Below are 11,508 nucleotides of genomic sequence, written 5' to 3'. Positions count from 1 at the left end.
AAACCGGCAACCGTTAATAGCGGTTCTAGGGTTCAAATCCCTATCCCTCCACCACCATTAGAAAGCCCGCTGAGAAATCAGCGGGCTTTTTTCTTATCTGCGATATACATAAATAAAAGGGGAAGGGCACTGACGTGCTCTTCCCTTTTTTGTATTTAAAACAATGACGACTAGTCCGCTAAATATTTCCCTTCTGCAACTTGCCAGAACGCTCGAATTAGAGGGTTATCTAGCTGTGCTCGCTTACAACATACGCCTAACTCAAATGGCTTGATAGGTTCTATCTTTAAGCGGCTAACTTTATCTCTTACTGGACTGTTGTTTATGACCACATCAGGTGCGATGCCAACTCCACATCCTAATGCCACCATACTTACAATCGCCTCATGGCCAGAAACTTGCGCGTATATGTTGGGTTTTATCTTCATCTTTTTAAACCATGCATTGGCTCGTTCACGCGCTGTTCCTGCTTCTGGGATGATAAAGGGCACTTCATTCCAGTTTGGCTTATCGGATTGCAGTTGTTGGCTAAAGCTACTCACACCAGATGGAATGATGACTGACAGTGGAATATCGCTGATGGTTTCGAATTCTAACCTTGAAGGAAGGATGTCTGGCTTTGCTGAAATCGCGATATCCGCTTCATCGTTTAAGATCTTGTCGATGGATTGAGCTGGATCACCAGTAGAGAGCTTAAATTCAATATACGGATGAATAGCCCTAAATTCGGTTATGAGTTCAGGTAGGTGACTGTAGCTAGCCGTTACTGAACAAAATATACGGATCTCACCTTTAAGTTCTTGCTCTCCGCCCTTCAGGTGAAGGTTATATTGCTGCCACTCTCCCACGATGCTCAATGCTACAGGCAATAGGTGTTTTCCTGCTGGGGTAAGATCAACACTGCGGTTGTCTCTGATTAGCAGTTCTTGTCCTGTTTCCTCTTCAAGCTTTTGTATCTGACGGCTCAGCGCTGAAGGACTGACGTGCATAGCAGCAGCGGTTTTGCTGAAACTCTTGCTGTCGCATAAATGTATAAATAATTGTAGAGATTTTATGTTCATGTTCTGCGATCGTTTCCATGTTGCATTTATTGCAATAACTAATTGTGAATATATCACTTTCAGCAACGGAGTGTCTGTTTTAGTATGAAGTCATTCGATAGAGAGATATCGACCTTACGGACTTATTTTTAAAGGAGTGCCCTAGAATGGCTAACTATTTCAATACATTAAACCTTCGTGAACAACTAGACCAATTAGGTCGTTGCCGCTTTATGGATCGTGAAGAATTCGCGACAGAAGCTGAATACCTTGAAGGTAAGAAAATCGTAATTGTTGGTTGTGGTGCTCAAGGCCTAAACCAAGGTCTAAATATGCGTGATTCTGGTCTAGACGTATCTTACGCTCTACGCCAAGCGGCAATTGATGAAAAGCGTCAATCATTCAAAAATGCTGATGAAAACGGCTTTGTTGTGGGTAGCTACGAAACGCTAATCCCTCAAGCAGACCTAGTAATCAACCTTACTCCTGATAAGCAACACACAAACGTTGTTGAAACAGTAATGCCTCTAATGAAGCAAGGCGCTGCTCTTGGTTACTCTCACGGCTTCAACGTTGTGGAAGAAGGCATGCAATTACGTGCTGACCTTACTGTAGTAATGGTTGCACCTAAGTGTCCAGGCTCTGAAGTTCGCGAAGAGTACAAACGTGGCTTCGGTGTACCAACACTTATCGCTGTTCACCCAGAAAACGACCCTAAAGGCGAAGGTTGGGATATCGCTAAAGCTTGGGCTGCAGGTACTGGTGGTCACCGTGCAGGTTGCCTAGAGTCTTCTTTCGTAGCAGAAGTTAAATCTGACCTGATGGGTGAGCAAACTATCCTTTGTGGCATGCTACAAGCGGGTTCTATCGTATCTTACGAGAAGATGATTGCTGATGGCATCGAACCTGGCTACGCAGGCAAGCTTCTACAATACGGTTGGGAAACGATTACTGAAGCACTTAAGTTTGGTGGCGTAACTCACATGATGGATCGCCTATCTAACCCGGCTAAAGTTAAAGCGTTTGAGCTTTCTGAAGAGCTTAAAGACCTAATGCGTCCGCTTTACAACAAGCACATGGATGACATCATCTCTGGTCACTTCTCTAGCACAATGATGGCTGACTGGGCGAACGATGACGTGAACCTACTAGGCTGGCGTGAAGAGACAGGCGAAACTGCATTCGAAAACTACCCAGCTTCTGACGTAGAAATCTCAGAGCAAGAGTACTTCGACAACGGTATCCTAATGGTTGCTATGGTTCGTGCCGGTGTTGAGCTAGCATTCGAAGCTATGACGGCATCAGGCATCATTGATGAGTCTGCTTACTACGAATCTCTACATGAGCTTCCACTAATCGCAAACACAGTTGCTCGTAAGCGTCTTTACGAAATGAACGTTGTAATCTCAGATACTGCTGAGTACGGTAACTACCTATTCGCTAACGTAGCAACACCGTTACTACGTGAGAAGTTCATGCCTTCAGTAGCAACTGACGTAATCGGCCGCGGTCTAGGTGAAACATCTAACCAAGTTGATAACGCTAAGCTAATTGAAGTAAACGAAGCTATCCGTAACCACCCTGTAGAGTACATTGGTGAAGAGCTACGTAGCTACATGAGCGACATGAAGCGCATCGCTGTAGGCGGTTAATTAGTCGCTTAGATACTGATAAATTTGCAGAAAAAGCGAAGCAGTATCACTAACTCCTTACAGGTTGGAGTTATAAATAAGCAACACAACATCTAATGAAAAGGCTTGGTCGCCGTTGACCAAGCCTTTTTGCTTTTAGTAACAAAGTCTTAAAAATCAATCAAATGAACATTGTTTGATCAGTCTTTGTCGACTTTCAGTTCTTGATTGATCTTCAGAAATACAAAAGGGTTGGTGCTTTCACACCAACCCTTTCAGTTTTCTTGCTTTACGCTTACTTGTCGGCAATCTTTGCTTCTAAGTCCGTTAGCTTTTGTTCCATTTCAGTCAGCTTTTGGCGAGTGCGCAGTAGTACTTGTGTTTGAACATCAAATTCTTCACGGCTTACAACGTCTAGCTTGTTCAGTTGGCCTTGGATAACCTGACGAACTTTTTGATCTACGTCTGAACCAAGCTCTTTTACTGGTTGAGGCATAGAATCGTGGATCTGCTTAGCAATTTGCTCTAGTTTTTTTGGATCAAACATATCAATTAAAACTCCTGAATATTTATCACTATTCTATTTAATCACATCAAAGATGTCGCCTATGGCGTACAAAAAAAGGCCACCGAAGTAGCCTTTTTATTGTTAATACGACAGGGAAATTACTTATTGTTAGCTAATTCTCTGTGCGCCGCTTTTGCTTCATCAACACGGGCCAGCTTCTCGAGATCTTTATCTTCGAGGAAAACTGGAATTGGTTTATGTTTTTCGGCTAAGTAGCTATAAATCACCGGCAGAACAAACAGCGTAAACAGCGTACCAATCGCCAGACCAGCAACGATAACAATACCGATACTAAAGCGCTGAGCTGCACCTGCACCCGTGGCGTACATCAATGGGATCAGGCCTGCAATCATCGCCGCTGTTGTCATTAGGATTGGACGTAGACGTACCCTTGCCGCCTCCATAACCGCCTCTTTGCGTGATAATTTATTATGCAGCTGCTCTTCTTTTGCTACCTCACAGATCAAGATACCGTGCTTGGTAATCAGACCAACCAAGGTAATCAGCCCCACTTGCGAGTAGATGTTCATCGTCGCTGCGCCCCAAGCGAGCGCAATCAATGCACCACATATTGCGAGTGGCACCGACACCATGATAACCAATGGATCTTTTAACGACTCAAATTGAATCGCCAGAACCAAGAAGATGATCGCCAGTGCTAAACCGAACGTCACATACAGTGCGCTGCCTTCTGTTACAAACTGACGCGACTCACCCATGTAGTCATGGTTATAGCCTGCAGGTAATTTGGTTTGGGCAATGTTTTCAAACCAGTTTACCGCATCACCCATCGCCGCGCCCGGCATAGGAACCGCACCGACCGTCGCTGAGTTCAACTGGTTGAAGTGAGGAAGAGAGCGAGGCTCTGCCACCACATCAATTGTTACCAAGCTACCGAGAGGAACAGCATCACCATTGCTGGCTCGAACGTAGTAATGATTCATTGACTCTGGGTTTAAGCGGAACTTACGCTCAACCTGAGGGATCACTTCATAAGAACGACCGTTGAGGTCAATACGGTTAACGTAACCATCCGACATCATGGTGCTTAGGGTGACACCGATATCTTGCATCGTTACCCCATAAGCGCCCGCCATATCTTTATCAATTTGAATCTTCATCGTTGCTGAATCGTAGTTCAAATCAAGGTCAGAGTAGACAAAGAGAGGGCTATCTTTCACATCCGTTAAAATATCGGTTGCGATAGCGAATAAGCTCTCAAAGCTGCTTGGTGTGGTAATCACAAACTGGAGTGGTAGACCAGAACCGGCACCCGGCAACTCTGGCATTTGGAACGCGGTTACTGCCATGCCTGGGATATCTTGTAGCAATCCACTGATACGGTTCGTTACCTCAGATTGGCTAGCCGTGCGCTCACTCCATGGCACCATTGAGGCAATACCAAATGCTTGGTTTGAGTTTGGTACACCAGTGAAGGATTGAGCGTATTGGATTTCAGGCTGGGTCACCAAGATACCGCTCACGTCATCCATCGTGTTACTTAGGTAGTCTAGGTTAGCCGTTGATTGACCAGTACCAATCATCATCACCACCCCTTTATCTTCTGCAGGGGCAAGTTCACTTGGGATGAATTTAAACAGCATCGGCAAGCTTAAAAATACAATGACCGCAAAGCCAATGATAACCGGACGATGATCCATGATCGCATGCAGCATCTTAGAGTAACGGCCTGTCATACGATCAAGTACGCTGTGTACCTTCAGTTCAAACTTACTCGGCTGTGCATTTTCTTTTAGCAGCTTTGAACACATCATTGGAGACAGTGTTAAAGCGATGATTCCAGAAACAAATACCGCGCCAGCGAGGGTTAATGCGAACTCTTTAAACAGCGAGCCTGTGATACCACCCATCATTGCGATAGGGGCATAAACCGCGCCCAATGTCAGTGTCATTGCAATAACCGGTACTGCAATTTCACGGGTACCAATGATGGCAGCCCTGAAAGGAGATTCCCCCAATTTGACGTGTCGATCGACGTTTTCCAGTACTACTATTGCATCATCAACCACTAGACCGATTGCTAATACCATCGCCAGTAGCGTCATTAAGTTCCATGAGAAACCCATGACTTGCATCACCATCGCAACACCAACCAGCGATAAAGGGATGGTTACGATAGGAATGATAACCGCACGCAATGAGCCTAAGAATAGCGTGATAACCACTAATACAATCAGCGCGGCTTCAACAATCGTGTGTATAACCTCTTGAATGGATTCATTAATCGCAATGGTTGAGTCATACATGATATTCATGCTGATATTGCTTGGTAGGTTTCGCTCCAACTCAGGATACAGCTGCATAACATCAGCAGCAATGTTGATCGGGTTAGCACTTGGCGCTGCATTGATGGCGGTTACAACCGTTTGTTTGCCATTAGCACTTGCGCGAACCACATCGTGGCTTTTTTCTAGTGAAACCTTAGCAATATCACCTAAGCGAACAATAGAACCGCCATTTTGACTGGTTTTGACCACCAACCTTTCTAATTCATCGGTATTGGTTACTTGGGTATTGGCACTGCCGTTGTACAGCATAAACTCACCAATTGCTTGGCCAGTTGCTGATTGGTAGTTGTTTGCATTAAGCACCGTCATCACGTCAGTGGCTGTCAGGTTTAATGCTGCCATTTTGGAAGGATCAAGCCATACACGTAATGCGTATTTGATCCCGCCGTACAAGTCGACCTTTGATACGCCATTAACGGTAAACAGTTGTGGGTTAACCACTCGCTCAAGGTAGTCGGTAATTTGGCTTGCAGAGAGTTCATCACTCGTAAAACCAATGTAGAGTACCGCCGTTGTTGAACCGGTAGACATAGTTACGGTTGGATCTTCGGCTTCTTTAGGAAGCTGAGAACGTACCGAGTTAGTCTTGGCCAGTATGTCAGACAGCGCGGCATTCGGGTCGGTATTGAGCTTCATATTGACCGTAATAGTCGAGCTACCGAGTACGGACTGCGACGTCATATAATCAATATTATCGGCTTGAGCGATCGCTTGTTCTAATGGCTGAGTTATAAAGCCTTGGATCAGATCGGCACTGGCACCGTAATAGCTCGTCGTGACCGTCACGATCGTATTTGTCATGTCTGGGTATTCACGAACCTGCATTTTGAAGATTGCTTGGAAGCCAAGCAATGCGATCAAAAAGCTGATTGAAATAGCCAGAACTGGACGTTTAATAAAAACATCAGTAAAGCGCATGATTCCTCCAATTACAGCATTGGTGTTTCAGCTGGCGGCGTCGTTGCATCACTTTCTACAACTCGAACTTTAGCATTGTTACTTAAACGAACTTGACCCGTTGTCACGACAACATCGCCAGGCTCTACGCCTTCCAGTATGTGAGCAATACTTTCTGTACGTTCACCTACTTTCACCACTTGTTGTTTCACACGCTGCACACCATCTTCTTCACGTAAAATATAAACATTGTCACCGTAAAGTGTGAAAGTGATGGCCGTCTGAGGCAGTGTCACTTGGTTTGCTAGTTTAGGTAGAATGATGTTAGCGCGCGCAAACATACCGCTACGTAACTTACCATCGTTGTTTGGGATATCGGCTTGTACTTGGATAAGACCACTTTGGATGCTAACCGCAGGCTCAATGGCACTAATAGAACCTTTAAACGGTTTTTCTGGGTATGCATCAACGAAGATGTCGATCGCCTGACCAACCTCAATACGAGAGATGTCATTTTGAGAAATAGTGAAGCGTAGGCGCATAACACTGGTGTCTTCTAGGCGAACGATGTCAGTGCCAGATTGTAGGTATTGGCCTAGATACACATTACGAATACCGACAGTGCCGTCAAACGGAGCGCGGATCTCGCGACGGGCAATCGATGCTTTAAGGCTTTCAATATCAGCCGCTAACGATAAGAAATTAGCTTCTGCTTCATCGAAGGCTTCCTTAGAGATAGAGCCTTTCTTGAATAGCCCTTGGTAGCGCTTGTATTTAGCTTCAGCAGCCGGTAAGCGTGCCTCAGAGCTTTTTAGATTGGCTTTCTCTACATCAGAATCAAGGCGGATCAGTTGTTGGTCATTTTTAACCTCAGTACCTGATTCGAAAGAAATTTGATCGATAACACCGCTGGTTTCGTTCGCTAGTGTCACACCTTGGTTAGGTTCGATGAAGCCGATAGCTTCAATCACTGGAACCCAGTCGATCGGCTGAACTTCAGTTACCGTTACTGGAAACTCTGGTTCAGGGCGGTTGGCCATATACTCAGCAATTTTTTGTTGTTTGAACATGTTAAACCCAATAACGCTGCCGAAAAGTAGTACAGCGATGAGTAACATGAAGAAAGTCCACTTTTTCATTATGGTCAAAACTCCGATCTAGTGTTTAATTATTGCGTCCCAACTGGCTTCGATTGCAGATTCTAGTTCTGCCTCATCAAGTTGGTAAAATCCTAAAGAATGCTTGCGTGCTAGAGAAACACTAGCCGCCAAGCTCAATCCACCTAATACTTCATTGTTAAGTGGTTTAAACAATCCTTGTTCTTTCCCCTCATTAAATAGCAGCTCAACTTGGGCAAACATTTTACGTTCTAGTTCCCTGAAGTTTAGGCTATTTGTGATGGGTAGAGAGTCATACTGAACCCGATTTTTTATTGCGGCTAAATTCGTTCCTGCTAAGTTCCATATGTTCAACCACATAGTACGGTAGCGTTGTTTAATTGGATCCGAATCATTAACCCCTTGTTGAACAGCATCAGCTACTCTTTGAGTCACGAGCATTCGAACATCTTCTATCAAATGCTCTTTATCATCGAAGTAGCGATAGATAGTGCCTGCAGCCACTCCCGCTTCTTTGGCTAATTTTTGCATTGAAAGGCCTTGGAAACCGACCTCTGCAATTAGCTTTTCAGCTGCAGAAAGTATTTGCTGGCGTTTATCCCGAGGTGCATGAGTTGTCATATTTCAACCACCAATGAATGAACGTTCATTCATTATAGCCTAATAACCACACACATGTGCAACAAAGTTTTACATAGTCAGCGTAAAAATCTTGTATAAGAGAACGTAGCATTCGTGCTGTTGCAGCATTATTATAGGCGCGCAATTGAATTCGCCCCTCTAGACCAAACTGAGAATCAAATGAAACTGAACCCAAGACAAGATGAAGCCGTGAAATATGTTTCGGGCCCCTGCTTAGTATTAGCGGGCGCTGGATCCGGTAAAACACGTGTTATCACCAATAAAATTGCTTATCTGGTTCAGGAATGTGGCTATAAGGCGCGTAATATTGCGGCGGTGACCTTTACTAATAAAGCGGCACGCGAGATGAAAGAGCGTGTTGGGCAAACTCTAGGTAAGGGCGAATCGAAAGGGCTGATTGTTTCGACTTTTCATACCATGGGCTTAACCATCATTCGCCGTGAATACAAAGCGCTGGGTTTGAAAGCGGGTTTCTCTCTGTTTGATGACCAAGACCAGTTAGCTTTGTTAAAAGAGTTAACAGAGAGACAGATCGATGGTGATAAGGATTTGCTACGCGCTTTAATGAGCACCATTTCGAATTGGAAAAATGACATGCTGACGCCAGATCAGGCGAAAGCACGTGCTCAAGGCGAACAAGAGCAGTTGTTTGCATTCTGTTTTGAGATGTACCAGAAACAGATGAAGGCATACAACGCACTCGATTTTGATGATCTGATCGCGATGCCTGTATTACTACTGAAAACCAATCAAGAGGTGCGTGAGCGCTGGCAGTCGCGTATCCGCTATTTACTGGTCGATGAATACCAAGATACCAACACCAGCCAATATGAGTTGGTTCGTTTACTGGTGGGAGAGCGTGGTCGCTTGACGGTAGTAGGTGACGATGACCAATCTATCTATTCATGGCGTGGTGCAAAACCGCAAAACTTGGTGTTGCTGGGTGAGGACTATCCAAATCTTCGCTTGATCAAACTCGAGCAAAACTATCGCTCAACCAGCCGAATATTACGTGCGGCGAACATCTTGATCGCCAACAACCCACACGTTTATGAAAAGTCACTATTCTCAGAGATCCCAGACGGTGAAAAGCTCAAGGTACTGAATGCTAAGAATGAAGAGCATGAAGCAGAGCGTATTACCGGCGAGATCATCGCCCACAAGTTTTTGAACCGTACTGAATACAAAGATTACGCAGTGCTTTACCGTGGTAACCACCAATCACGCTTGATTGAAAAAGCGCTGATGCAGAACCGTGTGCCTTACAAGATCTCTGGCGGTACCTCTTTCTTCGCGAGAGCCGAGATTAAAGACATCATGGCTTACCTGCGTGTGTTGGTGAACCCTGATGATGACAACGCCTTCCTACGTATTGTAAACACACCGCGCCGAGAGATTGGTCCGGTGACGCTTGAGAAGTTAGGCAGCTACGCCAATATGCGTGGCAAGAGCTTGTTTGAAGCCAGCTTTGAGATGGGCTTGGAACAAACGCTGACTGGTCGAGGTTTAGAAAATTTGCGCCGCTTCGGTGACTGGATTGTTCGTATCTCAGACAATGCCGAGCGTGGTAATACGGTTGAAGCCGTTCGTTCTTTGGTTCGTGACATCAACTACGAAGATTGGTTGTACGAAACCTCAGCGAGCCCGAAAGCCGCTGAAATGCGAATGAAGAACGTCTCTGATCTGTATAGCTGGATTGTGGCCGATCTTGAGGGTGACAACTACGATAAAGAAGAGAAAACCCTGCGCGAGGTGGTTCAACGTTTAACGCTGCGCGATATGATGGAGCGTGGTGAGGATGATGACGATGCAGATCAAGTCCAATTAATGACATTGCATGCATCGAAAGGTCTAGAGTTCCCATATGTATTCCTGATGGGTGCAGAAGAGGGCATCTTGCCGCACCAAACCAGTGTCGATGAAGGCAACGTAGAAGAAGAACGTCGTCTTATGTATGTGGGGATTACTCGAGCGCAGAAAGAGCTGACTTTTACTAAGTGTCGTGAACGTCGTCAATATGGTGAATTAATAAAGCCAACACAAAGCCGCTTCCTCGATGAGCTGCCGCACGATGATGTGGAGTGGGAAAGCGTTAAGAAGCCTCAATCCGCTGAAGAAAGAATGGAAAAAGGGCAGGCGCACATTGCGAATATTCGAGCGATGTTCAACAAGAAGTAATGCCCTACTTTAATCGCACTATATAGAAGCCAATAAAAAAGGTGACCATGAGGTCACCTTTTCTGAATCTGGCATTTTTAATTACAGACCGGCAATCATGTGCTCGATAGCATCTTTGATTTCGTCGTCTGAACAATCCATACATGAACCTTTCGCTGGCATCGCATTGAAGCCGTTGATTGCGTGGTCAGCTAGAATGTCGCGACCTTGAGCAATGCGAGGACCCCAGTCACCAGCATCACCTGTTTTAGGTGCGCCACTTACGCCAGATGCGTGACAAGCGATACAAAAGGTACCGTAAACTGCTGCGCCATCACGAGGGCCTGTTGGTTCTGCGGCTACTGGCTCGCTGCCGACTAGGTAAACTTGGCCAACTGGTTTGATGCGTTCAGCAATTGCATCGTGCTCCGCTTCGCTTAGGCCTGCAGCCATTGCGCCAGTTGAAAAGGTTAAAACTGCGATGACAACGCTTAAAATTCGACGAGACATATCCATTAAACTCACTTTACATTCCCAAGGTAAGTACATGCTTACCAATTTATAGTGTTGGAAGGGTGTTTTGGCTTTAACCAGCAAAGAGCAACTGTTAAACCAATGTAAATAATGGGTGATTATATCCCGATAAGTTGTTGCAATAAACAACAACTTATAAGCTGTGGCGGGTTGTAGTACTCAAATAAGGGGTTTATCACATATTAACTGTCGAAAAAGAGACCAAACAGAAAAAAAAGTTAAAAAAGTACTAGACGGCATTGGGTGATATACGTATTATTCCACTCCGCCGACAGGGCATGCGCCTGTAGCTCAGCTGGATAGAGCGTTGGCCTCCGGAGCCAAAGGCCGAAGGTTCGAATCCTTTCAGGCGCGCCATCCGGTCTCTTACTTCGGTAAGTGAGAAATTGGCAAAAAGAAATAATGGTGGCTATAGCTCAGTTGGTAGAGCCCTGGATTGTGATTCCGGTGGTCGCGAGTTCGAATCTCGTTAGCCACCCCATTCTTTCTTTACAAAATATCGGTAGCTTCGGCTTCCAGTGTTGATTCATTATTCCCAAGAGTCGATACAAAACTAGTCGGTGAATAGCGCAGCTTGGTAGCGCATCTGGTTTGGGACCAGAGGGTCGGGGG

8 protein-coding genes and 2 tRNA genes are annotated in these 11,508 nt (G+C 45.3%); 4 read left to right on the top strand and 6 right to left on the bottom strand.

The window, feature by feature from the left end; all coding sequences use genetic code 11:
- Positions 1 to 170: 170 nt before the first annotated feature.
- Entirely contained in the window at positions 171 to 1,061 is an 891-nt protein-coding gene (ilvY, locus tag AB6E30_RS21980) for an HTH-type transcriptional activator IlvY (RefSeq protein ID WP_017061966.1), read from the bottom strand.
- Positions 1,062 to 1,207: 146 nt separating this feature from the next.
- Between ilvY and ilvC the strand changes: the two genes are divergently transcribed.
- Positions 1,208 to 2,692: a ketol-acid reductoisomerase gene (ilvC, locus tag AB6E30_RS21975; protein WP_017061965.1), complete on the top strand. Its 1,485-nt coding sequence runs from the start codon at positions 1,208 to 1,210 to the stop codon at positions 2,690 to 2,692.
- Between the two features lie 274 nt (positions 2,693 to 2,966).
- On the opposite strand, the gene ubiK is transcribed toward ilvC, so the two are convergent.
- The 4 genes from ubiK to AB6E30_RS21955 all read right to left on the bottom strand — a co-directional run bounded on the left by ubiK (position 2,967) and on the right by AB6E30_RS21955 (position 8,184).
- Positions 2,967 to 3,218 carry a ubiquinone biosynthesis accessory factor UbiK gene (gene ubiK / locus AB6E30_RS21970; protein WP_004735787.1) on the bottom strand — a complete coding sequence of 84 codons (252 nt, stop codon included), beginning with the start codon at positions 3,216 to 3,218 and terminating at the stop codon, positions 2,967 to 2,969.
- A gap of 119 nt (positions 3,219 to 3,337) precedes the next feature.
- Positions 3,338 to 6,466, bottom strand: a complete 3,129-nt coding sequence (locus AB6E30_RS21965; protein WP_017061963.1) for a multidrug efflux RND transporter permease subunit — start codon at positions 6,464 to 6,466, stop codon at positions 3,338 to 3,340.
- 11 nt (positions 6,467 to 6,477) lie between these two features.
- Complete coding sequence (locus AB6E30_RS21960) at positions 6,478 to 7,584, bottom strand: efflux RND transporter periplasmic adaptor subunit (RefSeq protein WP_017069625.1); 1,107 nt, start codon at positions 7,582 to 7,584, stop codon at positions 6,478 to 6,480.
- A gap of 18 nt (positions 7,585 to 7,602) precedes the next feature.
- A complete protein-coding gene (locus AB6E30_RS21955; protein ID WP_017061961.1) occupies positions 7,603 to 8,184 on the bottom strand; it encodes a TetR/AcrR family transcriptional regulator in 582 nt (193 codons plus the stop codon).
- 180 nt (positions 8,185 to 8,364) lie between these two features.
- Here AB6E30_RS21955 and rep point away from each other — a divergent pair, with 180 nt between their 5' ends.
- Positions 8,365 to 10,383, top strand: coding sequence for a DNA helicase Rep (gene rep / locus AB6E30_RS21950; protein WP_017061960.1), 2,019 nt, complete (start codon positions 8,365 to 8,367; stop codon positions 10,381 to 10,383).
- Between the two features lie 81 nt (positions 10,384 to 10,464).
- Here rep and AB6E30_RS21945 read toward each other — a convergent pair whose 3' ends face one another.
- The gene (locus tag AB6E30_RS21945) at positions 10,465 to 10,878 is read right to left on the bottom strand and encodes a cytochrome c5 family protein (protein ID WP_017063036.1); all 414 of its coding nucleotides are present in this window, start codon (positions 10,876 to 10,878) and stop codon (positions 10,465 to 10,467) included.
- Positions 10,879 to 11,176: 298 nt separating this feature from the next.
- Between AB6E30_RS21945 and AB6E30_RS21940 the strand changes: the two genes are divergently transcribed.
- A tRNA-Arg gene (locus AB6E30_RS21940) sits at positions 11,177 to 11,253 on the top strand.
- Positions 11,254 to 11,301: 48 nt separating this feature from the next.
- Positions 11,302 to 11,377, top strand: a tRNA-His gene (locus AB6E30_RS21935).
- The last annotated feature ends 131 nt before the right edge of the window (positions 11,378 to 11,508 follow it).

This window comes from Vibrio sp. 10N.247.311.12, assembly GCF_041467515.1.
Classification (GTDB): Bacteria; Pseudomonadota; Gammaproteobacteria; order Enterobacterales; family Vibrionaceae; genus Vibrio; species Vibrio crassostreae_C.
The sequence above is the reverse complement of the archived record's forward strand: the minus strand, read 5'-3'. Positions and strand labels throughout refer to the sequence as shown.

What these genes read in the sequence shown, in the direction of transcription:
- ubiK (WP_004735787.1), bottom strand. Translation starts at nt 3,218, where the DNA reads ATGTTTGATCCAAAAAAACTAGAGCAAATTGCTAAGCAGATCCACGAT.
- rep (WP_017061960.1), top strand. Translation starts at nt 8,365, where the DNA reads ATGAAACTGAACCCAAGACAAGATGAAGCCGTGAAATATGTTTCGGGC.
- AB6E30_RS21960 (WP_017069625.1), bottom strand. Translation starts at nt 7,584, where the DNA reads ATGAAAAAGTGGACTTTCTTCATGTTACTCATCGCTGTACTACTTTTC.
- ilvC (WP_017061965.1), top strand. Translation starts at nt 1,208, where the DNA reads ATGGCTAACTATTTCAATACATTAAACCTTCGTGAACAACTAGACCAA.
- AB6E30_RS21955 (WP_017061961.1), bottom strand. Translation starts at nt 8,184, where the DNA reads ATGACAACTCATGCACCTCGGGATAAACGCCAGCAAATACTTTCTGCA.
- AB6E30_RS21945 (WP_017063036.1), bottom strand. Translation starts at nt 10,878, where the DNA reads ATGGATATGTCTCGTCGAATTTTAAGCGTTGTCATCGCAGTTTTAACC.
- ilvY (WP_017061966.1), bottom strand. Translation starts at nt 1,061, where the DNA reads ATGAACATAAAATCTCTACAATTATTTATACATTTATGCGACAGCAAG.
- AB6E30_RS21965 (WP_017061963.1), bottom strand. Translation starts at nt 6,466, where the DNA reads ATGCGCTTTACTGATGTTTTTATTAAACGTCCAGTTCTGGCTATTTCA.